At 71.3% G+C, this 24,223-nt stretch carries 20 protein-coding genes; 1 reads left to right on the forward strand and 19 read right to left on the reverse strand.

Annotated elements, in window-relative coordinates; genetic code table 11:
- Position 1 precedes the first annotated feature (1 nt).
- Positions 2-2,500, reverse strand: a complete 2,499-nt coding sequence (locus D7X30_RS25610) for an ATP-binding protein (protein ID WP_120565706.1) — start codon at positions 2,498-2,500, stop codon at positions 2-4.
- Positions 2,501-2,957: 457 nt separating this feature from the next.
- Between D7X30_RS25610 and D7X30_RS25615 the strand changes: the two genes are divergently transcribed.
- A complete protein-coding gene (locus tag D7X30_RS25615; protein WP_120565588.1) occupies positions 2,958-4,535 on the forward strand; it encodes a hypothetical protein in 1,578 nt (525 codons plus the stop codon).
- A gap of 9 nt (positions 4,536-4,544) precedes the next feature.
- Here the strand turns inward: D7X30_RS25615 and D7X30_RS25620 are convergent, their stop codons facing one another.
- The 18 genes from D7X30_RS25620 to D7X30_RS25705 all read right to left on the reverse strand — a co-directional run bounded on the left by D7X30_RS25620 (position 4,545) and on the right by D7X30_RS25705 (position 24,215).
- A complete protein-coding gene (locus D7X30_RS25620) occupies positions 4,545-5,285 on the reverse strand; it encodes a TlyA family RNA methyltransferase (RefSeq protein ID WP_120565589.1) in 741 nt (246 codons plus the stop codon).
- On the reverse strand, positions 5,282-7,039 hold the full coding sequence (locus D7X30_RS25625) for a 1-deoxy-D-xylulose-5-phosphate synthase (protein ID WP_120565590.1): 1,758 nt from the start codon (positions 7,037-7,039) through the stop codon (positions 5,282-5,284). Before D7X30_RS25625 ends, D7X30_RS25620 begins: the two co-directional genes overlap by 4 nt.
- Entirely contained in the window at positions 7,039-7,932 is an 894-nt protein-coding gene (locus D7X30_RS25630; protein WP_120565591.1) for a polyprenyl synthetase family protein, read from the reverse strand. Before D7X30_RS25630 ends, D7X30_RS25625 begins: the two co-directional genes overlap by 1 nt.
- A gap of 5 nt (positions 7,933-7,937) precedes the next feature.
- Positions 7,938-8,327: a PleD family two-component system response regulator gene (locus D7X30_RS25635; protein WP_120565592.1), complete on the reverse strand. Its 390-nt coding sequence runs from the start codon at positions 8,325-8,327 to the stop codon at positions 7,938-7,940.
- A gap of 27 nt (positions 8,328-8,354) precedes the next feature.
- Positions 8,355-8,693, reverse strand: a complete 339-nt coding sequence (gene xseB, locus D7X30_RS25640) for an exodeoxyribonuclease VII small subunit (RefSeq protein WP_120565593.1) — start codon at positions 8,691-8,693, stop codon at positions 8,355-8,357.
- Positions 8,694-8,736: 43 nt separating this feature from the next.
- On the reverse strand, positions 8,737-10,449 hold the full coding sequence (gene xseA / locus D7X30_RS25645) for an exodeoxyribonuclease VII large subunit (RefSeq protein ID WP_120565594.1): 1,713 nt from the start codon (positions 10,447-10,449) through the stop codon (positions 8,737-8,739).
- The gene (locus D7X30_RS25650) at positions 10,446-12,185 is read right to left on the reverse strand and encodes an FHA domain-containing protein (protein ID WP_233591784.1); all 1,740 of its coding nucleotides are present in this window, start codon (positions 12,183-12,185) and stop codon (positions 10,446-10,448) included. The genes xseA and D7X30_RS25650 overlap by 4 nt, the downstream gene beginning before the upstream one ends.
- A 36-nt stretch (positions 12,186-12,221) precedes the next feature.
- Positions 12,222-15,320, reverse strand: coding sequence for an FHA domain-containing protein (locus tag D7X30_RS43050; protein WP_233591785.1), 3,099 nt, complete (start codon positions 15,318-15,320; stop codon positions 12,222-12,224).
- A 73-nt stretch (positions 15,321-15,393) separates the two neighbouring features.
- Positions 15,394-16,284 carry a type II secretion system F family protein gene (locus D7X30_RS25660; protein WP_120565596.1) on the reverse strand — a complete coding sequence of 297 codons (891 nt, stop codon included), beginning with the start codon at positions 16,282-16,284 and terminating at the stop codon, positions 15,394-15,396.
- A gap of 13 nt (positions 16,285-16,297) precedes the next feature.
- A complete protein-coding gene (locus tag D7X30_RS25665; RefSeq protein ID WP_120565597.1) occupies positions 16,298-17,143 on the reverse strand; it encodes a type II secretion system F family protein in 846 nt (281 codons plus the stop codon).
- Between the two features lie 78 nt (positions 17,144-17,221).
- Positions 17,222-18,040, reverse strand: a complete 819-nt coding sequence (cpaB, locus tag D7X30_RS25670) for a Flp pilus assembly protein CpaB (protein ID WP_120565598.1) — start codon at positions 18,038-18,040, stop codon at positions 17,222-17,224.
- 233 nt (positions 18,041-18,273) lie between these two features.
- Positions 18,274-18,534 carry a hypothetical protein gene (locus D7X30_RS25675; RefSeq protein ID WP_120565599.1) on the reverse strand — a complete coding sequence of 87 codons (261 nt, stop codon included), beginning with the start codon at positions 18,532-18,534 and terminating at the stop codon, positions 18,274-18,276.
- A 60-nt stretch (positions 18,535-18,594) separates the two neighbouring features.
- A complete protein-coding gene (locus D7X30_RS25680) occupies positions 18,595-20,052 on the reverse strand; it encodes an anti-sigma factor (protein WP_120565600.1) in 1,458 nt (485 codons plus the stop codon).
- On the reverse strand, positions 20,049-20,696 hold the full coding sequence (locus tag D7X30_RS25685; protein WP_120565707.1) for an RNA polymerase sigma factor: 648 nt from the start codon (positions 20,694-20,696) through the stop codon (positions 20,049-20,051). The genes D7X30_RS25680 and D7X30_RS25685 overlap by 4 nt, the downstream gene beginning before the upstream one ends.
- Before the next feature lie 64 nt (positions 20,697-20,760).
- Positions 20,761-21,168 (reverse strand): DUF2085 domain-containing protein, encoded by a 408-nt coding sequence (locus D7X30_RS25690; protein WP_120565601.1) that lies wholly within the window; start codon positions 21,166-21,168, stop codon positions 20,761-20,763.
- Positions 21,137-22,192, reverse strand: coding sequence for an ABC transporter ATP-binding protein (locus tag D7X30_RS25695; RefSeq protein ID WP_120565602.1), 1,056 nt, complete (start codon positions 22,190-22,192; stop codon positions 21,137-21,139). The genes D7X30_RS25690 and D7X30_RS25695 overlap by 32 nt, the downstream gene beginning before the upstream one ends.
- Positions 22,189-23,199: an ABC transporter ATP-binding protein gene (locus D7X30_RS25700; protein ID WP_120565603.1), complete on the reverse strand. Its 1,011-nt coding sequence runs from the start codon at positions 23,197-23,199 to the stop codon at positions 22,189-22,191. The genes D7X30_RS25695 and D7X30_RS25700 overlap by 4 nt, the downstream gene beginning before the upstream one ends.
- A complete protein-coding gene (locus tag D7X30_RS25705) occupies positions 23,196-24,215 on the reverse strand; it encodes a general secretion pathway protein GspE (protein ID WP_120565604.1) in 1,020 nt (339 codons plus the stop codon). Before D7X30_RS25705 ends, D7X30_RS25700 begins: the two co-directional genes overlap by 4 nt.
- Positions 24,216-24,223 lie beyond the last annotated feature (8 nt).

Here is a 24,223-nt window from a genome sequence, read left to right on the forward strand (position 1 = left end):
GCTAGTGGACCTCGGGCGGGGGCGCCCCCAGCTTCTCCAGCAGCTTCTCCACCGGATCGCTGTCCTGGCTGACGTCCGCCATGGCGGCCCGGTACTCGATGGAGGTCACCTGCTCCACGTCCGGCATCAGGCGGTTGATGACCGTGCGCGCCGCGTCCGCGTTGCACTCGGGCAGCACCACCGCGAAGACGCCCAGCCCCAGATGGGAGATGGAGTCCGGGTGGCGCACGCGCTTGCGCATCACCTCCGCCATGTTGGGCGGCATGACGTCCAGCTCGCGGTCCGGACGCAGCACCGCCAGCGTGAGGGCGCGGTGGTAGCGCCGGCTGCGGGCCACCTCCTGCTCCAAGCGCAGGAGCAGGCCGCGGCGGTCGAGCAGGCCCGTCGCCGGATCGCTGCCGGTGCGCCGCTGCAGCGAGTTCGTCTTGTCCTGCTGTTCCTTGTCGCCCTGGCGCAGCTTGAGCGCGCGCTCGGTGCGGTTGAGCAGCTCCACCGCGTTGAAGGGCTTGGCCATGTAGTCCACCGCGCCCAGGTTGAGCGCGCGGACCTTGTCGGCCACGCCCTGGTGGGCGGACAGGAGGATGACCGGGATGTGCGCCGTGTCCGACGAGGACTTGAGCGCCATGGCCGCGTCCAGACCGTCCAGCTTGGGCAGGAACACGTCCATCACCACCAGGTCCGGCCGTGAAGCGCGCGCCTTCGCCAGGCCCTCCGCGCCGTCGCGCGCCACCTCCACGCGGTACTTCGAGCGCAGCACCTCCGACAGCACCGCCGCGATTTCGGGCTCGTCCTCCACCACCAGCACGCGCGGCTGCTCGGGCGCGGCGCCGGGCGCGGGCTGCGGCCGGGGGTTGCGCGCGGCCTCCTGCGCCAGGGGCAGCGTGAAGACGAAGGTGCAGCCGCCGTCGGCCGGGCTCTCCGCCCAGATTTCACCGCCGTGCAGCTCCACGAACTCCTTGCAGATGGCCAGCCCCAGCCCCGTGCCCTTGGGCCCGTGACGGTACCGGTCGAAGACGAGGTGCAGCTCGTCCGGGGGAATGCCCACCCCGTTGTCGCTCACCATCACCCGCACCGCGTCGCCGTCCGGCCGCGACAGCCGCTGCGTGCGCACCACCACCACGCCCGGGTCGCTGGCGTGCTGGATGGCATTGCTGATGAGGTTCTGCAGCACCTCGTGCAGCTTCACCTCGTCGCCAATCAGCATCAGGCTGTCGGGGCACTCGGAGCGCAGCGACACGGCCTTCTCCGCCGCGAGGATCTCCAGCTCCGCCACGGCGTCGCGGCACAGCTGCGCCACGTCCAGCACGCGGGGCTCGATGGAGAGACGCGCCGCCTCGCCCTTGCCCTTCTCCAGCAGGGACTCGACCAGGGTGAGGATCTTCCGGCCCTGGCGGATCATCGCCTCCGCGGACTGCTTCTGCTGCGTCTCCAGCGGCCCTTCCAACAGCAGCCGGCCGTGCCCCAGGAGCACCTGGAGCGGCGCGCGCAGGTCGTGGCTGCACACCGCGATGATCTCATCCTTGAGGCGGTTGAGCTCCTTCAGGCGGCGGTTCGCGTCGTTGAGCTCGCGGTAGCGCTCCACGTACGCCAGCTCCAGGTCCTCGCGCTTCTTCTTCACCGCCGTGTGCAGGCGCGCGTTGCGGATGGAGTTGGCGAGCACACCCGCCACCGCCTCCGCGAACTCCTGCTCGTCGCGCCCGATGGACGCCTCGCCCTTGGACACGCGCAGGAAGAGCGCGCCCAGCAGGTCGTCCTGGCAGATGAGCGGCTGCACCAGGATGGACTTCACGCCTTGCGGCAACAGCGACGTGCGCACCTCCGCCATCAGCGGGTCGCGCTGCGCCTCTTCAATCAGGACGGGCTGCCGCGTCTCCAGCGCGCGGCGCAGCTCCGGGTAGCGCGCCACCTCGATGTCCAGCTGGACGAGGCTGGGGTCCTCCTGCGTCGCGACGACCGTGGCCGTGCGCGCGTGGCTGCCCTCCACCAGCACCACGGAGCAGCGGTCCGTGCCCGTCACCTGGCCGACCTTCTCCACCGCGATGCGGAGGATCTCCTCCAGCTCCAGCGAGCTGGTGGCCGCCTGGGTGATTTCGAGCAGCATCCCCATGCGCATCCGGATGCGCTCCTCGCGCTCCTTGAGCCTCCAGGCGCGCAGGGCGGACTCCAGCCGGGGCACCAGCTCATCCGCGCCACGCACGAAGTCGTCCACCGCCAGCCGCTTGAAGGCCTCCGCCGAGCGCGCGCGGCCCTGATCCACCAGCACCGGCAGGCGCTGGAGCTTGTCCGTCTTGCGCACCGTCTCCAGCAGCTCCGCCGCCCGCTTGGCCGTCACCGCCAGGAGCACCACCTCCGGCTGGAGCTGATCCACCATCTCCGCCAGCCCGGTCTCCCGTTCCGTGGAGGCGCACTGGTAGCCACTCGCCGTGAGCCGCTCCACCAGCGCGTCACCCGCGGCCTTCGCCGCGAGCACCAGCACCCGCCCCCGCTGCTCAGACGACAACATCTCGATCCTCACGGCGCGCCTCCGCCCCGCCCAGACAGGGAACGACGTCGCGGAAACCCGTTGGGTGCGAAAGAGGTCATGGTCGATTCCGGATCATGCCGTCTAACCCGTCCGCGGGCCAGCAGATGAACAGGGCTCTCCTCAAGCGAGAGGGGTGGGAAAAGGCGCGCGACGTATACCCCGGACCGGTGTTCTTCCTCCGGAATCCCGCACGCGCGTGATGGTCCGATGACCGGAAACCGCCCGCCCACCCCCTTGTAGGGGTGGAATCCCACGAAAACAGTCAGGCTGTCACTTTCTTCCAACACCACCCTTCCCGTCCGGTTGGCGGCTGGGCGGGCGGGCAGGCGCCGGGCGGGGATTTTCAGGGGTTCTCTCGATCAGGACTCCGGGGGAAGGGCCCTGGGACGTGGCCCCGCCCGCTTCCCGAGGGAGCGCGGTAGAGTGCGAAACCATGCACTCCGTCCCTTCGCGCCCGTTCGCGCCGCGGGCCTTCCTGGCCTTGCTGACCCTCTGTGCTTCCGTGTTCGCCGCCTGTGGTGGTGAGAAGCCGGCTCCCATTCCGGACCCGCCGACGGTGACACTCACCGTGCCGCAGCCGAACACGGCGGCCCCGTCGCTGACGGTGCGGGTCATCGTGTCCGGGTGTGACTCCGTGTCGCGGGTGGACATCTACGACCGGGACACGTTCCTGAAGACCGTGCCCTACACCAGCGGGTCCATGGACTTCGAGCTGGCCCAGAATGAGATCAAGTACACCCGCGGGCTCGCCGTCAGCCTGTCGCTCAACGCGCGGGCGACGTGCGCGGACGGCCGGACGAACTCGTCCCAGCCTCAGCCGGCCACGTTCCTGCCGGTGACGAAGGTCATCAAGGATCCGGATCCCAACGGCCAGGTGGTGACGGACTTCTTCACCGCCGAGGGCAGCGGCACGAACGTCGCCTTCATCGGGTGCGGCATCACCACGACCGGCACCGGCACGCTCTACCGCGTGGACTCGGCGGGCGTGGTGAGAAACTCCCTGGAGATGCAGATCCCCTGCAGCGCGGCCACGGTCGTCACCGAACTGAATCCGACCAGCAACAAGCGCTGGGTGTGGACCCCGGGCTTCGGCGCGATCGCCGTGGACTCGAACTTCGTCGTCTCGGGCAAGACGGCGCCGTCCTACAAACTGAAGAACCTGTCCGTCATGAGCAACGGCGACGCGCTCGTGAGTGACGGTCCTACCGTGTCGCGGCTCCAGCACACTGCGACGGGCGGCACCTTCCAGTGGACCTACCAGCAGCCGTGGGCGCCCGTGGGGCCGGCGAAGCAGGTGGCCGAGAAGGTCCTCATCCCCATCGTGCGCGTGCCCCAGGTGTCGACCGGGCTCCTGGTGGAGCTGGTGGTGGTCACGGTCGACGCGACCAAGACGGGGGGGGGAGCCCCCTCCACGGTGGATGAGCGCACCATTCTGCAGTTCACGGGCGCGGTGGAGCATCCCCCGCTCACTGCGTTCAACACCGACGGCTCGGTCATCTACATCTCCTTCCCCTTCAACAACAACCAGGCGCGCGTGCAGGCGTGCCTGACCGCACAGGACGGCTGCGAGGGCTCGGCGCACAAGTGGGATTCGCAATTCTTCCCCGTGGAGATCCAGGGCGTGTTCCCCTATGCGGCGGGCTCGCGGCTGGCCATCGTGGGCCTGCAGCGCGTCTGGTTCCTGGACAGCGAAAACGGCCTCGTCGCCAACAAGGGCGGCACCTCCGTGGACGCGTCCGGCCAGTTGCTGATCCTCCAGGTCCAGATGGGCCGCGCCACCAGCTCCGAGTTCTACATCCTGGCCGGCCCGGCCCCGGGTTCCTCCGGCCTGCCCACCATGCCCCAGGAGATCATCGCGGTGGACACCGCCGAAAAGGGCGAGCTGTTCCGCTACGAGGTCTCCAGCAGCCTGTCCTGCTCCGTGGATGACAGCGGGCGGCTGTGGATGCGCCTGGGCAACAACCTGGTCCAGGCACTCACGCTGCCCGAATACCGCGCCGTCAAGCCGTGACGGCGGCCCTCAGGGCCTGTCGGCGACGAGGAGCGCTTCCACGTTGCCGGCGGGCCCGGGCACGGGTGAGTCCATCACCCCACGAACGCTGAGCCCGTGCTCGCGCACGAACGCCGTCACGGTGTCGATGGCGTCCTGCCGCGCTTCCGGGTCGCGCACCACGCCGCCCTTGCCCACCCGCTCCGGCCCCACCTCGAACTGGGGCTTCACCAGGGCGATGAGCAGGCCGCCCGGTGAGAGGAACGGCAGCACCGACGGCAGCACCTGGGTGAGCGAGATGAAGCTCACGTCGATGACGACCACGCCCACCTTCTCCGGCAGGTCCTCGTCCGTGAGGTAGCGCGCGTTGACCCGCTCGCGGGAGCGCACGCGCGGGTCCACGCGCAGCTTCTCGTGCAGTTGGCCGTAGCCCACGTCGATGGCGTGCACCCGCACCGCGCCGTGCTGGAGAAGGCAGTCGGTGAAGCCGCCGGTGCTGGCGCCGATGTCCGCGCCCACGCGGCCCGTCACGTCCAGGCCGAAGCGGTCCATGGCCGCCTTCAGCTTGAGGCCGCCGCGCGACACGTACGGCAGCACCTCGCCCTTGAGGCGCAGCTCGGCCTCCACGGGGACCAGGGAGCCGGGCTTGTCCACGCGCTGGTCCGCCACCACCACCTGGCCGGCGAGGATGAGCGCCTGCGCCTTGGTGCGCGACTCGGCGAGCCCGCGCTCCACGACCAGCACGTCCAGGCGTTCCTTCTTCGGCTTCACCGGCTCTCCTCTCCCAGCAGCGCACGGCCCGCGCGCCGCAGGCCCGCCGCGTCCAGTCCCAGCTGCGTGCGCTGCACCCGCGCGTCCCCGTGCGGCAGGAAGACATCCGGCATGCCCAGGAGCGTCACCCGGGGGGACACGCCCGACGCGGCGTACAGCTCCAGCACCGCGCTGCCCAGGCCGCCCCGCACGGTGCCCTCCTCCGCCACCACCACGTGCCCGCCCGCCGCGGCCTCCAGGAGCGCGGCCTCATCCAGGGGCCACGCCCGGCGCGCGTCCAGCACGCTCCAGTCCGGCTCGCTCCGCACGGCCTCCAGCGCGGACAGGCCCAGCGGGCCCAGCGTCACCAGCGTCAGCCGCGAGCCGGCCACGCGCTTCAGCCAGCGGGCGCCCGACACAGACACCTCGGACTCCGTTCGCGCCAGCTCCGGCGGGAGGTCCGGCAACGTGCCGCGCGGGAAGCGCAGCACGGAGGGCCCGGGGGCCTGGAGCGCGGTGGCGAGCATGGGCCCCAGGTCCTCCCCCACCACCGGGGCCCACTGCGTGAGGCCCGGCAGCGGCCGGAGGAAGGACACGTCGTAGGCGCCCTGGTGCGTGGCGCCGTCCGCGCCCACGAGCCCCGCCCGGTCCACCGCGAAGACGACGGGCAACCCCGGCAGGCACACGTCGTGGACGATCTGGTCGTACGCGCGCTGGAGGAAGGTGGAGTAGATGACGCACACCGGCTTCGCGCCCGCCGCGGCCAGCCCCGCGCAGAACGTCACCGCGTGCTGCTCCGCGATGCCCACGTCGTGCACGCGGTCCGGGAAGCGCGCCTTCAGGCCGGTGAGCGCGCTGCCCTCCAGCATCGCGGGCGTCACGGCCACCACGCGCGGATCCCGCTCCAGCGCATCACCCAGCACCTGGGCGAAGGCCTCGCTGTACGTGGGCCGTCCCCCGCGCGAGCGCACCAGCTTGCCGTCGCGCCACTCGTACGGCCCCATCGCGTGGCCGCGCGTCTGCTCGTCGGCCTCCGCGGGCGGAAAGCCCCGCCCCTTCTTCGTCAGCGCGTGCACCACCACCGGGCGCGATGACGCCTTCGCCTCGCGCAGCGCCCGCGTGAGCGCGCCCAGGTCGTGCCCGTCCACCGGGCCCAGGTAGGTGAAGCCCAGCGACTCGAAGAAGGCGCGGGCGTTGCGCGTGCGCAGGAGCGCGGGGATGGCGCCCACGTTCGCGCTGATGGACATCTGGTTGTCGTTGAGCACCACCACGAGCGGCAGCGGGCTGCCCCCCGCGTTGTTGAGCCCCTCGAAGCTCAGGCCCCCGGTGAGCGCGCCGTCGCCCACCACCGCCACCACGTGGCCCGAGTGGCCCAGCTGCCGCCGGCCGGAGAGCAGGCCCAGCGCAGCGGAGATGGCCGTGCACGCATGCCCGGCCGCCAGCGCGTCATGGTGGCTCTCCCGCGGATCCAGGAACGGCGCGATGCCGTCCGCCTGCCGCAGCGTGTGCATGCGGTCGCGCCGGCCGGTGAGCAGCTTGTGCGCGTACGCTTGGTGCCCCACGTCGAAGAGGAGCGCGTCCTGCGGCGTGTGGAAGACGCGGTGCAGGGCCACCACCAATTCCACCGCGCCCAGCGACGCGCCCAGGTGGCCGCCCACGCGGCCACACGTGGTGATGATGGCCTCGCGCAGCTCCTCGCACAGGCCGGGCAGCGCGTCCTCGGGGAGCGCGCGCACATCCGCGGGAGACGCGACACCAGACAGCACGTCCGCCATCAGGACTTCCGCTCCACCGTGTAGCGCGCCAGCGCCGCCAGCGGACCGTCCACGCCCTCCAGTGGGCGCACCGCCGCCTCCGCCCGGGCCACCAGCTCATCGGCCATGCGGCGCGACTCGTCCAGCCCCACCACCGCCGGGAAGGTGAAGCGCCCGGCCTCCGCGTCCGCGCCCACCGGCTTGCCCATGGCCTCCGCGCTGGAGGTCACGTCCAGCACGTCGTCGGCGATCTGGAAGGCCAGGCCCACCGCTTCACCGTACGTCACCGCGCTCACGAGCGCCGCCGCGTCGCCCCCGGCAGCCAGGACGCCCATCCGGCACGCCGCGAGGATGAGCGCGCCCGTCTTCATCCGGTGCAGCCGCAGGAGGTAGTCCAGCGTCGCGGTCCGGTCCGCCGCGATGTCCAGCACCTGCCCGCCCACCATCCCGCTCGCGCCCGCCGCGCGCGCCAGCTCCACGCACAGGATGCCGCGCACCGGCTCCGGCCCTCCGGCGAGCACGTGGAAGGCCTCCGTCAACAGGCCGTCTCCGGCCAGCAGCGCCAGCGGTTCGCCGTAGACCTTGTGGCTCGTGGGCAGGCCCCGGCGCAGGTCGTCGTTGTCCAGGCAGGGCAGGTCGTCGTGCACCAGCGAATAGGTGTGCACGTACTCCAGCGCGCACGCCGCGTCCGCCACCACGGCGTTGTCGGTGCTCGCCTTCGCCACCGCGTCCGCGAAGGCCAGGCACAGCACCGGGCGCAGGCGCTTGCCGCCCGCGAGCAGCGAGTAGCGCATGGCCTCCGCCAGCCGCGGCGGTGTGCCCTCGGGACCCAGGCGGTCCGCGCGTTCGAGCAGGAGCGCCTCCACTCGCGACTGATGCGTGCGCATGAAGGGTTCCAGGTTGAAAGCGGCCATCGGCGTCAGGGCTCCTTCGCCACGTCAGCGGGGATGAGTTCGCGGATGCGCTTGACGAGCGCGTCCAGCTCCAGCGGCTTCACGAAGTAGTCGGCCGCGCCGACCTCCATGCCGCGCCGCTTGTCCTCCGGGTCTCCCCGCCCGCTGATGAAGATGATGGGGATGTCCCGGAACTGCTTGTTCTGCTTCACGGCCTGACACAGCTCGAAGCCGTTGATCCAGGACATGTTCACGTCCAGGAGGATGGCGTGCGGCCGGTGCAGCTCGAGCGACGCGACGAGCCGCAGGCCATTGGCCGCGGACGTGACCTCGAACCCCTCGGCCCCCAGGGCCTCGGCGAGCAGCTCACGCGTGTCGCGGTCGTCATCGACAATCGTAATCTTCGGCTTCGACATGCCCGGCCTCCGCCCTTCCCCTGATGCCTAGAACGGGACATCGTCCTCCGGTGGCGGACGCGCCTGCGCGGTCGTCCGGGGGGCAGCCTGGGGAGCGGGACGGGCCGCCACCGCCAGCGGCGCCACCACGTCCTGGCCGTCCTCGTCCACCAGCAGCTGCTCGATTCGCTGCTCGGCCTCCGTGAGCAGCTTCTCGCCCCGGCGGACGAGGCGGATGCCCTCCTCGAACGCCTTGAGCGACTCTTCCAGTGACAGGTCGCCGCCTTCCAGCCGCGCCACTGTCTCTTCCAGGCGCGACACCACGTCCCCGTACTGCTCCGGGGCAGGCTCCACCTTGGGGTTCTTGTCCGACTTCGCCACGGCCATCCACCTCTCCCCGAGCGGGGCGCGGAATGTAGAGGGTGGCCCGCTAGCAGTCCACCGGGCCTTTCAGGCTGGTAACGGTCGCTTCGATTTCTTCACACCCTCCCAGGGTTTTCGCCCCGTGGGCCGCCAGCTTGATGCCCAGCACGTCCCCCACCACCACGTCCGCCATGGAGCGCACCACGACGCCGTCCCGCTGGCGGAACGTCACCGCGTAGCCGCGAGACATCACCTTCAGGGGGCTCAGGGCGTCCAGGCGGCCCCCCAACCGTCCGAAGTGCGTCTGCGCGGAGGCCAACATGCCCCGCTGCAGCTCCAGGAGCCGCGAGCGCGCCTGGGCCACCTTCGCCCGCTCGGCCGCCACCCGCGCCGTGGGGGATTGCCGCTCCAGCCCCAGCCGCGCGTCCGCCAGCGCGCCCCGCCGCCGGGTGACTCCCGCGCGCGCCGCCTCCGACAGGCGCATGGCCAGCTTGAGCAGGTGCGCCCGCTGCTCCGACAACCGCGTCTGGGGCCGCGCCCGCTGCAGCCGCTCCTGAAGGGCGCGCAGCGTCTCCCGGTGCTCGCGCGTGCGGGGGCGCAGCACGCGCATCATCGCCTCCACCTGTTCGGACAGGTGCAGGCGCTGGTGGTTCACCTCGCGGCGAGGGTCCGGCAGCCGCGCGCGAAGCTGGCCCTGGCGCCCGCGCAGCTCCAGCACCCGCCGCTCCATGGCCCGGCGCAGCCGGCCAGACTGCGTGGCCAGCGTCAGCTCCAGGTCGGCGAGAACCGGGGCCAGCCGCTCCGCCGCCGCGCTGGGCGTGGGCGCGCGCAGGTCCGCGACGAAGTCCGAGATGGTGAAGTCGATTTCGTGGCCGATGGCGGACACCACCGGCACCGGCGAGGCGAAGATGGCGCGCGCCACCCGCTCCTCGTTGAACGTCCAGAGGTCCTCCACGGAGCCTCCGCCGCGCGTCACGACGATGACGTCCACGTCGGTGCGCGAAAGCCGCTCGATGGCCCGCGCCACGTCCTCCGCGGCGCCCTCGCCCTGCACGCGCGCGTCCGCCAGCAGCACGCCCAGCCGGGGGTTGCGCGAGTGCAGCACGCGCAGGAAGTCCTGGAGCGCCGCGCCGGTGCGGCTGGTGACGACGCCGATGCGCCGGGGCAGGAACGGCACGGGCCGGGGCGGCCGCACGCGCCGGTCGCCAATGAGCCCCTCCGCCGCCAGCCGCTGCTTGAGCTGCTCGAACGCGAGCGCCAGCGCACCCTCGCCCACCGGCTCCAGCCGGGACACGATGAGGCTGTAGCGGCCCTGCGGCTCGTACAGGTCCACGCTGCCCTCGGCCACCACCTCCATGCCGTCGCGCAGCGCGAAGCGGATCCGCCCCGCCATGGACGCCCACACCTTCGCGTCGATGGAGGCGTCCGCGTCCTTGAGCGTGAAGTACCAGTGGCCGCGCGCGTTGGCGCCGCGGAAGCTGGACACCTCGCCGCGCACCAGCACGCGCGGGAAGCGCGACTCCACCGTCTGCTTGATCTGCCGGGTGAGCTCGCCCACCGACAACACCGTGCGCTCCGGGCGCGGCGGCGGGGTGACGGCGGCCGGGGGCGGCGGAGCGACTTCGGCCGCCGGCGCGGTGGGCGGGGCCGCGGGCGGCTTGCCTCCACTGGCGGCCTTCGCCGGCGCGGGACGCAAGGGGGGGAGCAGCGACGTGCCGAACAGGTCGCCCTGCCCCGGCGTCTCGGCCGGGGGCGGCTCCAGCCCCTTGCGCTTCTTCATCGCGACAGCTTCTCGACCCAGCCCTGGGCCTTGCCGTGCAGCTCGTCGTCGGGCGGCGTCATCGCGACGACGTCGCGGAACTTGGGCAGCGCGTCCTCCGGGCTGGAGTCCTTGATGGAGTAGGCCTGCATGTACAGGTCCTTCGCCTTGGCCTTGAGGTCGTTGACGATGTTGGCGGCGCCCGTGTGGCTGGGGTCCGCCTGGAGCGCGCGGCGGGCGAACTCCATGGCGCGCGACCACTGGCCGGCGGCCTTCGCGCCCGCGGCGCTCTTGTAATAGATGTTCCCCGCGCGGGTGCCCGCGTTGCGCGCCATCTTGCTCGTGCGCCCGTCGGTGATGTCCTTGTCCAGCGCGAGCAGGCGGGTGAGGCCCTTGGCGTCCAGGTCCTCCAGCTTCTTGTAGAGGTTGCCGAACTCCGTCATCTGCCCCATCAGCTGCTTGCACTGGGGCGTCTTGGCCGAGCACGCGTTGAGGATGGCCACCGCGCCGGTGATGTCAGCGTCGCGGAAGCGGTCCACCGCGGGCTCCCACGGCTTGGGCACCGCGGCCACACGCACGGGGTCCGGACGCGTCAGGTCCGCGATGACGCGCACGGCGTCGTCGTTGACGAGCTTGCCGTCGCGGTGCTCGGGGAAGGTCGCGAGCACGTCGTCGGTGATGGCCTTGGCCTTCTGCACGTTCTCCAGCTGGCGGGAGTCCAGCAGCCCCTTGGCCTCCTTCGTGCGCTTGTCGGCGGCGTCCGTCAGGTTCCTGCGCGCCGTCTTCAGCTGCTCGTAGAGCTGGGTGTCGCTGGTCACCTTCTCGATGGACGCCTTCGCGCTGGCCAGCTCGCCCTTGTCCAGCGCCGCCTGGGCCGTGCCCAGGTGGTTCTGGTTGGGGATCTCCCGCTCCGCGGCCTTCAGGTAGTCCGCCACGCCGGGGTAGTCCGGCGCCTGGGCGTGGAGCTCCTCCAGCTTCGCCTTGGCCTGCTGCCACTGGCCCTCGCGCACCAGGTTCTTGGCATCCTGGAAGAGGCCGCCCAGCTGCTCGCGGTAGTTGCGCTGCTCCGCCTCGATGCGGCCCTGCTCCTCCGCCTGTTGCCGCATGCGCGAGCGCACGACGCCCAGGCCCGCGAAGAGCACCACCAGCACGGCGACGCCCGCGAGCTTCATCCGCATGCGCTTGCGCTGCGCCTCCGGAGTGAGCTCCGCGGCGGCAGCGGCGCGCGACGTCTGCGGGCGCGCGCGGCCCTCCCGGGCGGGACGCGGGGGCACGGCCGTGGGACCGCGGCCCGCCGCCGTGGACGGACGGGGCCGGGGGCCGGTGGGGGCCTGCACCTTCGCGGTGCTGTTGGCGGTGTCCTCGTAGCGCAGCTCCGAGTCACCCAGCGTGATGACGTCGCCGTTGGCGAGGAGCGTCTCCTCGGAGATGGGCTCGCCGTTGACGATGGTTCCGTTGCCGGAGCCCATGTCACTGACCATCCAGCCGGCGGACTCCTTGCGCAGCGTCACGTGCTTGCGCGAGACGGACGTGTCCTGGATGCAGATGGGGTTGTCGGTGGCGCGGCCGACCGTGTACTCGAGCTCGGAGAGCGCGAACTCCTCGCCCTCCATGGGGCCGGCGACGACGACGAGCTTCGCGGGGCGGGCCGCGGCGGCACCGGCGGTCGACCGGCGGACCGGCGCGCGCGAACCAGTCCCCGAGGAGGGCGTACCGGATGTAGGCCGTCGGCGGGCGGGGGGAGGTGCGTTCGACATGGAGGTCACCGCGTCCTGCTGAGGGGGGCACGGGCCCTAAAGCTCGTGCTCATAGGCTTTTTCCTGCGCGAGATTGTGGCAGCGATGCTCGGCCGTAGGGAAGCGTCTCCGTACGTCTTCCAGGGTCGCGACCGCATCCCGTCGGCTGCGGAACTGAACCGCCCGCTGGAACTGCATCATCAGCTGGCTGCAGCGGTGGTCCAGCTCCGTTGAAATCTGGGCGATCCGCTCCCGGACGTCCTCGTAAAGCTCCGGCTTTTCGTCCAGCGCTTCCAGGGTGATCCACGCGGCGCGGTACTCCCGCCACGCCTTGAACAGGTTCTCCGCGCCCACGTCCTTGAGCTCGTAGAAGCGGGCCCCCGCCTTCGCGGCCTCCCGGGCGGAGGAGACCAGCTGATCCGGCGGCAGCTCCGGCACCGGGATGACCTCCAGCCGCAGGTTCCAGATGCGCCACGGGTCGCGGCCGGGCGGGTTGAGGGCGTTGTCGAAGAGGAGCTGGTTGTTGGCGTTGCGCCGCAGGAGGCTGGGCGGGAGGACCTGCTCCAGCTCGCGCTCGGCCGTCTGCGCAGTGTCCGGGGGCACCCAGCCCAGGGATACGCCGTTGAGGGACAGGTTGACCTCGTCCCGGGCGATGCCGCTGGCCTGGTAGTGCAGCACCGCCACCGCGCGCGTGGGGGACACGAAGCGGAAGTCGAAGAGCTTGTCGTCGGCGTGGACCCAGCGCACACCGTCGCCCAGGCCGAAGGAGTCCGTCACCGGCTCCATGCCCAGCTTGAAGGGTTCGCGGCCCGGGAGCCGGATGGCCGTGGGGGCCGCGAGCGCTACGAGCAGCGTCACCACGCCCAGCATGGCCACGACCGCCAGCGACGCGAAGCCGATGCGCTTGGGCAGCGACTGGCGCTGCCAGAAGAGGAGGAACCGGCCCTGGAGCGACTTGCCCAGCTGACGCCGCTTGCGGGCCTTGTCGGCGGCGGACGAGGGCTCGACCTTCGCGACGACCGTCACCGGGCCGTTGGGCACGGGCTGGGCGACGGAGTCCTCCAGGTCGGCGGGCACGGGCAGGGTGGCGTCACCCTCCACGTCCGGAGCGGGTACGCGGGCCAGTGGGGATTCGCCCGGCGGCGGGCCGGGGGGGATCCAGGCCGGAGGAGGCGCCACGGCCGGTGCGGCGGGCCCGGGCGCGACCTGGCCCGTGAAGGTCCCCGAGGCCCGAGTCTCCTCGGGGGCCGCGGAGAAATCATCGTCCTGGCCGACGAAGGTCGAGGGCTCGCTGGAGTCGATCGCGGCGGCGGGCGCGCTCACGACGCGGACCGGCGGGGCCACGAGCGGACTGACCGGGGTGATGGGCCGGAGTTCGAGGAGCGTCCGCTCCTCGGGCTCCTCCATCGCCGGCGGAGGCAGCGCGGGCGAGGCCTCCTGCTGCGGCGGCGCCACTTCCAGGGGCGGCGCTTCCGGGGCCGCCGGAATCGCCATCAGCGTGCGCTCCTCGGGCTCGTCCAGCTCCGGGAAGGGCAGCACGGGAGGCGGCACGGCGGCGGGATTGGGCGAGCCCACCGTGGAGATCGCCATCAGCGTGCGCTCCTCGGGCTCGTCCAGCTCCGGGAAGGGCAGCACGGGAGGCGGCGCGGCGGCGGGATTGGGCGAGCCCACCGTGGAGATCGCCATCAGCGTGCGCTCCTCGGGCTCGTCCAGCTCCGGGAAGGGCAGCACGGGAGGCGGCGCGGCGGCGGGCTCGGGTGCGGCCGCCGTGGGAATCGCCATCAGCGTGCGCTCCTCGGGTTCGTCCGGCACCATGGGGGCCAAGCCCACGGGAGGCGGTGCGACGGAAGGCCGTGCTGGAGGCGGCGGAGCCATCAGCCCCGGCGGCGACATCAACGGCAGGCCGGGCGCGGAAGCCGCGGCCCCCCGGGCCGCCGGAGCAGTGGACGCGCGCGCGGCGCCAAGCCCCAGCGAGGGACGGTTCAGCGCGGGCGCACCGACACCGGGCAGGTTCGCGACGGCGTGCCGCTTCGCGGGAGCCGCTGGTTCAACGGGAACTGCCGCGACCTTCTCCGGAGCGGAGGCCGCCGTCGGGGCAGGAGTTCCGGCCGCGGGAAGCTCGATCGCCGTGGGGTGCGAGGGCGCCGGGGCAGCCTCCGGCGCGGACGACCGGCCCGGTCCCGAGGCACCGACCGCTGACAGTCCCGGCCCGGAGGCCCGGACGGAGGCGGAAGCGCCCGAAGCCTTGTTCGCCGCCGAGGCGCTCAGCACCGGGGGGCCAGCAGGAGCCTTGGCCGGAGCACCCGGCGCCGAAGGCCCCGACACGGGAGGTGCGGCGGGAACCTTGCCCGAAGCAGCGGACGCGGAGGCTCCCAGCACAGGAGGCCCGGCGGGAACCTTGCCCGAAGCAGCGGACGCGGAGGCCCCCAGCACAGGAGGCCCGGCGGGAACCTTGCCCGAAGCAGCGGACGCGGAGGCCCCCAGCACTGGAGGTCCGGCGGGAACCTTGCCCGAAGCAGCGGACGCGGAGGCACCCAGCACTGGAGGCCCGGCGGGAGGCTTGAGCGAAGTCGCCGCACCCGGCGCGGAGGCCCCCAGCACAGGAGGCCCCGGAGGAGTCCGGACCGGTGCAGCCGCGCCTGGCACCGAGGCACTGACCGCAGGAAGATCCGGAGCGGAGGGCCGCTTCGGTGTAGCGGCCGCGGGCAGCGGCATCGCCGGGGTCGCCCCACCCTTCGCGGCGGGCACGGCCATTCCCGGGCGCGGTAGGGATGCAGGCCGGGCCATGGCCGGCATCGACTGCTGGTAGCTCGTGGGCGCCGCTTCGATCTCCGCGAGCGAGGCCTGCTCCACGCCCTGCGGCGACACCCTCGCGTGGGGCGGCGCGAGCACCCGCCGGATGGGCCGGGTGACGTCGTTGTCATCCTCCGGCGGCACCCACACGAAGGTGAACTCCACCGGCCCCACGGTGATGCGGTCGCCGTCGCGCAGCTGCTTCTCGCCGCCCAGCGGCTGGCCGTTCAGCTGCGTGCCGTTCGCGCTGCCAACGTCCTCCGCGAAGTAGCGCCCATCCCTGGCCGTGATGCGGGCATGACGCCGGGAGACACCGTGGTCATGCAGCACCAGGTCGTTCTCCGAGGTCCGGCCGATCTTCACTTCGGCCTGCTCGAAGGCGAGCTCCCGTCCAACCTGGAGCCCCTGGGTGATGGTGAGCAGGATGGGCAGAGGACTAGCCCCCGACGTTGCCGAACATGAACTGGAACACGATGGGCCCGAAGAGCACCATGAACACCGTCGGGAAGATGCAGGCGATGAGCGGGAAGAGCATCTTCACCGGTGCCTCGCCCGCCAGCTTCTCCGCGCGCTGCGTGCGGTCGATGCGCATCTGCGTGGACTGGATGCGCAGCACCTTGCCCAGGCTCGTGCCCATCTTGTCCGCCTGGATCAGCGCCGTGACGAACGTCGTCAGGGACGGCAGGTCCACACGCACGATCATGCTCTTGAGCCCCTCTTCACGCGTCTTGCCCATCTTGAGCTGCTTGAGCACCAGCTGCAGCTCTTCACGCAGCGGACCCTGGCGGCCCTTCTCCACCACCTTCGCCAGAGCACCCGTGAAGTCCATGCCCGCTTCCACCGACAGCGTCAGCAGGTCCAGGTTGTACGGAAGCGCGCGGCTGATGGCCAGGTGCCGGCGCTTCACCTGATCGTTCAACCAGATGAGCGGATAGAACAGGCCCAGCAGCATCACCAGCAGCGACCAGGCCAGGTTCGACCCGAGGCCGTTGACGACGAACAGGCCGACCAGCAGGCCGAAGAAGGCGCTGATCTCCTGCAGCGCCATGATGTCCTCGGGCTTGTACTGGGACGGCTCGCCCGCCTTGATCAGCTTGCGGCGCGTCTTGGACTCGTAGCCCGGCCACATGAAGCGCCGGTTCATCGCGCCCAGCTTGCGGATGGCGACGGAGCCCGCGCCCTTCATGCCGCCCGCGGACTCGTCGCGGACTTCCGTGAGGAAGCGCTCCAGGAGGTTGGAGTACAGGCCGATGCCCAGGAACGCCACCGCGCCCGCGGTCAGCAGTGCCGAGCCGCCCATCAGCAGAAATGTCAGGACTTCCTGCACGGTGCGCCTCGTTTCAGATGTCGATGTTGACGATGCGCCGGATGATGAGGATGCCCATGATCTCCATGATGGCGATGATGGTCACCAGGATGTAGCCGAAGATGTGGTTCATCATCGGCTCCATCAGGTCCGGACGCATGTAGTTGAGCACCAGGCCGAGCACCGCCGGCATGGCCGCGACGATCCACCCTTGAAGCTTGCCCTGGGACGTCAGCGCGTCGATCTTGCCTTCCAGACGGAAGCGCTCGCGGATCACCGTGGAGATGGTCTCGAACATCTCCGCCATGTTGCCGCCCAGCTGGCGCGCGATGTTGGTGGACACCACCACCAGCTCCAGGTCGTCGCTGCCCACGCGGCGGCCCATGTTGATGAGCGCCTCCTCCAGCGGCACGCCCAGCTTCACTTCCTTCACGAAGAGGCCGAACTCCTGGGACAGGGGCGGCATCGCTTCGCGCGCCACGTGCTCGATGGCCTGGGGGAACGTGAGGCCCGCCTTGAACGCGTTGGCCATGGCCTGCAGCGCGTCCACCAACTGCACGTTGAACTTCTTGATGCGGCGCTTGCGGTAGTGCTTCACGAGCAGCATCGGCAGGAAGAAGCCGAAGATGGTCGCGAGCACCGCCAGGATGGGGTTGAAGATGATGTAGCTGAGGATGCCCAGGAGGCACATGCAGGCGATGTTGAGGATCAACATCTGCCGCGGGTCGATGAAGAGGAACATGTCGCTCAAGTCGTTCATCGACTTGGCGACGTACCGCTCCTGGTACTGCTCATACGCCTTCGACAGGACGCTGAAGATCACCAGGCTGAAGAAGAACACCGAGCCGGTGACGAGAAGGAGGACGATACCTGCGAGCATGGGCGCGAATCCCCGGGGGATGAGGGAGGGGTCGGCAGGGCCGCTTCAGCCTTGAACGAAGCGGCCCCGCGCGCGGAACTACGGAGAGCCGGCCGAGGCCTTCTCGCCGCCGCCGCTGCCCTTGATGATCTGGATGATCTCCCGGCGCTTCTGCTCCAGCACGCGGGTGCGCTCACCGGAGAGCAGCGTGCTGATGGTGGCGCGGCCGCGTTCCTCGATGAGGTCCACGTCGTCCTCGTTGCGCAGGGACAGGGTCAGCTGCCCCAGCTCCGCCGCCAGCACCAGGATCTCCGCCTCTTCCGGCAGCACCATCAGCGAGACGTTGGAGTACTCGCGCTGGTTCTCCGGGATGAGGTTGATGTTCGTGGTGCCGGTGATCTTGCCCGTGGCGACCACGATGATGTTCTGCAGCAGCGTCACCGCGACGCTCTCGTCCGTCTGCGGATCGCGGAACGTGCCGATGATGTCCACGTGGTCGTTCGGGCGGATCCACCCGCCCACGGACGTGGTCTGCTTCGCCTCGATGGTGATGGCGCGCGCCTTCTTCTGCACCTTCGTGGACAGGCGCTCGGCGGCCTTCGTCGTCTCGAACTGGCTCCAGAGGATGGGGTCGCCGGCCTGCAGCGCCACCAGCACCTTCTGGTTCACGATGTAGTTGGCGGAGTCCGGCTTCACCACCGACGAGGTGACGAACTGCTCCGGCACGGAGCGCTGGGAGATCATCTCGTACGTGATGACCGAACCCTCGGGCATGTCCTGGCCCGCCACCACCACGGGCACCAGGTTCCACCCGCGGCGCACATCCGATTCCTTCTTCTTGATGGCCGAGTAGGCCACGATGCCCGCGAGCAAACCGAGCACCAGTGCGACGACGAGTGGGGTCTTACCCTTCAACATGGTTCAAAGTCCTCCAGAACGGTGGGGCGCCGTCGTGGCGGCAGGACTGCTTTGGACGAGGGGGCAATGCCAGGGCGCGAACGAGGCAAGATGTTAGCCATGCCCCAGAGCAGGTGTCAAAACCACCTCTCGCGACAAAGCGGAATCCCGGGACCTCCGGAGCTCACGGAGCCTGCCCGCCCAAGGGGGAGGACGGCTCGACGCAGCGAGTTGATCCGCGGCCTTTGCGTCCCTCAGGGGAACGGCAGGTTCAGCACGAAGTAAAACGAGTCGTAATAGATCTGGTACGCCTCGAGGAACAGGTCGATGACGTTGGTCTGCCGGTCGTCCGTCCAGCGGATCTTCACCGTGGCGCCGATGACGAGCCCGACGATCAACACCCAGTTGATCATCGAGTACTCCACCATGGCCTGGCCACGGCGGGCCCGGCGCGGGGAGCGCGGCGGTGACTTCCGGGGGCTGTTCACGGGGGGAGCGTGCACGTCCGACGTCATGTCCCCATTATCCAGGACCCGGGCCCCGGACGCATCGGTCATGTGGACTGCCGCCCTCCCCTACTGGGCGGGCTGGGAAGGGGCGGCCTTGGCCGGAGCAGACGCCGGAGCCGTGGGGGGCGCGGCCTGACGCAGGCGGCGCTGGGCCAGCTGCGCCGCGCTGGAGCCGGGGGCCTCCGTGAGGATCTGCCCGCAGACGGCGGCGGCCTCCTGGGTCCGGCCCTGGACGGACTCCGACTCGCAGAGCCGTGAGAGCAGGGCCACCCGCTCGCTGCCGCTGGCTCCGGCCGCGAGCGCGGCGCGCAGCAGCTGGGCCTCCCGGGCGCGGTCACCCTGGTTCGCGGCGGCCTGGGCCTGGGCGGACAGGTCGCGCGCCGTCATCGCCTCCTTGGAGGCGGACTTCTCCATGGGCGCCGGCTTCGAGGCCTCCGCGCGGGCGGACTCCCGCTTGGGCATGGCGGTCGAAGGCGCCGGGGGCGTGGACGGAGGCGTCGCACCTCCGAGGGAGCCCACGGCGGAGGGGGCCATGGGCGCGGCCTGGACCACGGGCGCGGAGGCCACGGAAGGAGGCGGCGGAGGCGCACCCGCGGCGACGCTCTCGTCGTCGTCCGAGGCGAGCCCACGGCCATAGGCCGCCTCACCCAGCCGCAGGGAGGCGCCCGCCGAGCCCATGGCCTTGTCGCTGAGCTTGCCCGAGGAGCGCCGTCGCGCGGGTTCATCCTTCGCGACGTAGCCGTCGTTGGCCGCCTCTTCCTTCGGAGGCGCCTCCGGCATGACCGCCCCGGCCGTCGCCTGCTCGAGCGCGGCGAACTCGCCGTCCGCGTCCCGGACGGCCTTGGACATCTTCTTCTTGGGAGCCTCGGCGTCCGCGCGGCGCTCCAGCAGCGCGCCACCGCTGCCCGCGTTCATCCAGTCCGACGGACGGGCCGCGGCGGTGCCCTTGCGCTGCACCTTGGCCTCCACCTGGTTCTTCTGGAGCTCCATCTCGCTCGGCGCGGCCGCCAGTGCGTCCGAGGCACCTTCGGGCACGTCCACTTCGAGGGTCGCGCTCGAAGGCGCGGGGGCCATCGCGGCCGGGGCGCGCTTGTCCCGCGTCTGCGATTCCTGCTTCGCCGCCAACATCGGGCTGGGGGCCTCCCGCTGCGACAGGTTTGGCGCCAGATCGATGTTCTCGCTCACCGTCAACGTCAGGAGGCCGAAGGTACCCACCGTAGCCAGGCCCACCGCGGGCAGCAGGAAGCGGCGCCAGCGCGAGGGCTTCGGCTCGGGGCCGGCGGCGGCGCGGCGCGCGGACTGCTGCGCGTACGCGAGCAGCGACTCCAGGCCCGCGTCCGGCGCGGGCTCCGACGACAGCTGCGCCATGGTGGTGCGCACGCCGCGGATGTCCGCCAGCGCCTTCGTGCAGCGCGCACAGCCCTGGACGTGCTGCTCCAGTGCGTGGGCCTCCGACGCGGGCAGCTCGCCGTAGGCGAAGTCGAGGAGCCGGTCCTCGTGCGCGTGGGCATTCTGGGCATTCATCCCGCCACCGTCCTTCCATCCTCCGACAGGTCGCCGTCCACGCCCAGCTCACCCAGGCGGCGGCGCAGGCCCTCCAACGCGTAGCGCATGCGGCTCTTCACCGTGTTCTCGGACACGCCCGTCACCTCGGCGATCTCCTTGAACGGGATGCCGCTGTACTCGCGCAGCACGAACACCTCGCGCTGCTCCTCCGGCAGGGCCGACAGGGCCCGCTCCAACAGGGGCCGGAGGCGGGCGTTGTGCGCGCCCCGCTCCGGGCTGGCCCCGGCATCCGGCAGCCCCTCGCCCAGCGGACGTCCCTCGTCGCCGTCGGCACCCGCCGAGGGGGCTTCCAGGGACGTCGTCTGGCGGTAGCTCTCTTTGCGCGTGCTGTCCACGCAGAGGTTCCTCGCGATGGTGTACAGCCAGGTCGTGAACCGGGCCTTGGGCTCGTATTCCCGGGCGCTGCGGACCACCTTGAGCCAGGTCTCCTGCAGCACGTCCTCCGCCCGCGCCCTGTGGCCCACGAAGCGCAGGATGAAGTTGAACACCGGCGCGCGGTGCTTGCGCACCAACGCATCGAACGCACGCGCGTTTCCCGCCTGGAAGGCGAGCATCAGCTGCTCGTCTGAGGTTTCGGGTGCCAAACTTCCCCCAGTGCCCATGAAGCCACGGGTGCCATCCCCTTCACCGCCCAAGGCCTGTAACGGACAGCCGTGCGCGAAAGGTCTATTCCGGCCGTGGCCGCCGGTAAGTGGCGAGAATGACAGGGACCGCCACCCCTGTCACCAGAAGTGCCTGCGCCAGCAGCACCGCCGGTAACGGGCGCTGCACATGCACGTACAGCGAGCGGCCGAGCCCCACTCCCAACAGGATGCCCGTCAGCGTACGAACCGCGTTGGAACCCGAAGCGGGCCGGAAGCGTCCCACCGCCCAGTCCACGAGCGCGGGCAGCGTGAGCGCCAGCACCACCGGCACGTCCCACTCCCACCTGAGCGGCGCCTTCAGCGCGAACAGTCCGAGGAACACGGCGGCGAGCACCGGATACGTGCCCAGGCACCGCGCGCACACGCGCACGCCCGCGAGCACGTACGTGCGGTTGTACTCATCCGGGTGATGATGGCTGAGCCAGAACACCGGCACCTCCTCCGGACGCGGAAACAGCGGGCCCGTCCTGCACGTTGCGCGAATCCCCTTCGGCCAGGAAGCACGCCGCGGCGTGGCCTCCACCCAGGGGATACAGCGGGGGTGACTCGCGGCGGCAGCGCTCCATCGCATGCGGGCAGCGCGGATGGAACGCGCAGCCGGTCGGCGGCGACAGGGGCGAAGGCGGCTCTCCCGGCAGCAGCAGCCGCGCGCTGGGACGCTCCGGATCCGGCACCGGCACCGCGGACAGCAGCGCCTGCGTGTACGGATGGCGAGGCCCTGCGTACAGCGACCGGGACGGCGCCACCTCCACGATGCGGCCCAGGTACATCACCGCCACGCGCGTGGACACGTACTCAACAATCTTCAGGTCGTGCGCGATGAAGACGTACGTGAGCCCGCGCTCGCGCTGCAGGTCCACCAGCAGGTTGACGATCTGCGCCTGGATGGAGACGTCCAGCGCGCTGATGGGCTCGTCCGCCACCACCAGGTCCGGACGCAACGCGATGGCACGTGCAATGCCGATGCGTTGACGCTGGCCGCCGGAGAACTCGTGCGGGTAGCGGTGCCGCGCCTCGCGAGGCAGCCCCATGGCGTCGAGCAGCGCCAGCACCTCGTCCTCGCGCGCCTTGCCCTTCGCGAGGCCGTGGATGGCGAAGGGCTCCGCGAGGATGTCCCCCACCGTCATGCGCGGGTTGAGCGACGCGTAGGGGTCCTGGAAGACGAGCTGCATCTGTCGTCGTAGCGGCCGCAGCTCGCGCTGCGACAGGCCGGTCAGCTCGCGCCCGGCCACGCGGATGGAGCCGGATGTCGGGTCGATGAGCCGCAGCACCGCGCGGCCCAACGTGCTCTTGCCGCAGCCGCTCTCCCCCACCAGGCCCAGCGTCTCGCCGCGGGCGACGTCGAAGGACACGCCGTCCACCGCGCGCACCGTGCCGCGCGTGCGGCCCAACAAGCCGCCCTTCACCGGGAAGTGCACCTTGAGGTCGCGCACCTGGACCAGCGGTTCGCTCATGGCGCGGGCACCGGATGATGGCAGGCGGCGGACTGAACTCCGCGCTTCGGCTCCAGCACGGGCGTGACGCGGGCGCACAGCTCCGTGGTGCGGTCGCAGCGGTCGCGGAACGCGCACCCGGACGGCAGCGCGGTGAGCGACGGCACCATGCCGGGAATGGCCTTCAGGCGCTGGCGCCCGCCCTCCACCGCCGCGCCCGCGTCGTGCAGCGACGGGATGGAGCGCAACAGGCCCGCCGTGTACGGGTGCGCGGGCCGCGCGAACAGCTCGCGCACCGGGGCCTGCTCCACGATGCGGCCCGCGTACATCACCACCACCGCGTCGCAGCTGCCCGCCACCACGCCCAGGTCATGGGTGATGAGCATCACCGCCATGTTCCGTTCGGCCTGCAGGCGCTTGAGCAGCTCCAGGATCTGCGCCTGGATGGTGACGTCCAGCGCCGTGGTGGGCTCGTCCGCGATGAGCAGCGCCGGGTCGCACGCGAGCGCCATGGCGATCATCACGCGCTGGCGCATGCCGCCGGAGAGCTGGTGCGGGTACGCGTCCGCGCGCTCGCCAGGCGCCGGGATGCCCACCTGCCGGAGCATCTCCACCGCGCGCTCACGCGCCTGCGCACGGGTGGCGCCCAGGTGCAGCCGGACGCCTTCGCCAATCTGCTCGCCCACGGTGAACACCGGGTTGAGCGACGTCATGGGCTCCTGGAAGACCATGGCCACGTGCCGGCCGCGCACGCGCCGCATCTCCTTCTCCGGCAGGGCCAGCAGGTCCTCGCCCCGGAAGCGCACCTCGCCGCCCACCACGCGGCCCGGAGGCTGAGGAACGAGCCGCATCACCGACAGCGCCGTCAGGCTCTTGCCGCAGCCGCTCTCCCCCACCACCCCCAGCGTGCCGCCGGGAGGAACGGCGAAGGACACGCCGTCCACCGCGCGCACCGTGCCTCGCGGGAGCGACAGCTGGGTGACGAGCCCCCGCACGTCCAGGAGCGGGGCCGGCGCGACGCCGGTCACTTCTGGGCCAGCTCCTCCAGGAACTCCGCCTCCTGGATGAGCCCCTTGCGGATGAGCAGGCGGATGAGGCTCGCGACCATGCGCGCGGGCTTCACCTTCTCCGTGTCCAGGCTGGCCTCTTCACCGCGCGAGATGCGGTCGATGTCGTCCAGCACCGCCAGGTCCTCCTCGGAGAAGTCCGGCTTGGGCGTGAGCGCCACGGACGGCTTCACGCCCTGCGCGGCGCCGCCGAAGAGCACCACCGGCACGCGCGGCTTGCTCGGGTCCTCCGGCTCCGCGGGGGGCGGAGGCGGGGCCGGCGGACGGGCCGCGGCGGGCGGAGGCGGCGGACGCGGGGCCTTGGGGACCTTGGGACGGGGCGTGGAGCCCAGGATGTCCTCCAGCACCTCCGCGCCGTCGGCGGACGCGTCGCCCTCGTGCGGCGGCGGCGGCGGCAGGTCCCAGTCCAGCGTCGGCGGCGCGGGCGGACGCGGCGGCGTGGGCGCACGCGCGGCGGCCGGGGGGGGCGGCGGCGACGGCAGGATGTCCGGCGAATCGTCTTCGTCCATGTCCATCGGTTCAGCCTCCACGATGTCCAGGGGCTCGCCCCGGCCTCTCGCCAGTGCCTGCTCCAGGTCGTCCGACGAGGCGACGAACACCTTGAGCGGCTTGCGCAGCTGGAAGCGCAGCTCATCCACCAGCATCAGGTTGCCCGGGTCTTCCACCGCGACGTGGATCTTCTCACTGCGGCCGTCCTGCTCCGAAGCGAAGAGGAGCACCCGGTGCTCGCTCTGGAAGTCCATGGACACCAGCGAGGACACCGCATGCGGGATGTACTCGGGGAGCTCCACGAACGGCAGCTCGTGCTGCGCCGCCAGCGCCTTCGCGATGTCCCGGCCCGTGCACAGGCCCATGGACACCAGCACCTCACCCAGCTTGCGGCCCTGGCCGCGCCGTCCGGACGCGAGGGCCTGCTTCACCTGCTCGTCCGTCACCACTCCGGCCTGGACGAGGAGTTCACCAATCTTCTTGCGCATGGCCGGGG

It is taken from the genome of Corallococcus sp. AB011P (assembly GCF_003611605.1).
Taxonomy (GTDB): Bacteria; Myxococcota; Myxococcia; order Myxococcales; family Myxococcaceae; genus Corallococcus; species Corallococcus coralloides.

Bases quoted from the DNA above. Each gene is read 5' to 3' on its own strand.
- D7X30_RS25615 (WP_120565588.1), top strand. From the start codon at position 2,958: ATGCACTCCGTCCCTTCGCGCCCGTTCGCGCCGCGGGCCTTCCTGGCC.
- D7X30_RS25625 (WP_120565590.1), bottom strand. From the start codon at position 7,039: ATGGCGGACGTGCTGTCTGGTGTCGCGTCTCCCGCGGATGTGCGCGCG.
- D7X30_RS25630 (WP_120565591.1), bottom strand. From the start codon at position 7,932: ATGGCCGCTTTCAACCTGGAACCCTTCATGCGCACGCATCAGTCGCGA.
- D7X30_RS25635 (WP_120565592.1), bottom strand. From the start codon at position 8,327: ATGTCGAAGCCGAAGATTACGATTGTCGATGACGACCGCGACACGCGT.
- xseB (WP_120565593.1), bottom strand. From the start codon at position 8,693: ATGGCCGTGGCGAAGTCGGACAAGAACCCCAAGGTGGAGCCTGCCCCG.
- xseA (WP_120565594.1), bottom strand. From the start codon at position 10,449: ATGAAGAAGCGCAAGGGGCTGGAGCCGCCCCCGGCCGAGACGCCGGGG.
- D7X30_RS25650 (WP_233591784.1), bottom strand. From the start codon at position 12,185: ATGTCGAACGCACCTCCCCCCGCCCGCCGACGGCCTACATCCGGTACG.
- D7X30_RS25665 (WP_120565597.1), bottom strand. From the start codon at position 17,143: ATGCTCGCAGGTATCGTCCTCCTTCTCGTCACCGGCTCGGTGTTCTTC.
- cpaB (WP_120565598.1), bottom strand. From the start codon at position 18,040: ATGTTGAAGGGTAAGACCCCACTCGTCGTCGCACTGGTGCTCGGTTTG.
- D7X30_RS25675 (WP_120565599.1), bottom strand. From the start codon at position 18,534: ATGACGTCGGACGTGCACGCTCCCCCCGTGAACAGCCCCCGGAAGTCA.
- D7X30_RS25680 (WP_120565600.1), bottom strand. From the start codon at position 20,052: ATGAATGCCCAGAATGCCCACGCGCACGAGGACCGGCTCCTCGACTTC.
- D7X30_RS25685 (WP_120565707.1), bottom strand. From the start codon at position 20,696: ATGGGCACTGGGGGAAGTTTGGCACCCGAAACCTCAGACGAGCAGCTG.
- D7X30_RS25695 (WP_120565602.1), bottom strand. From the start codon at position 22,192: ATGAGCGAACCGCTGGTCCAGGTGCGCGACCTCAAGGTGCACTTCCCG.
- D7X30_RS25705 (WP_120565604.1), bottom strand. From the start codon at position 24,215: ATGCGCAAGAAGATTGGTGAACTCCTCGTCCAGGCCGGAGTGGTGACG.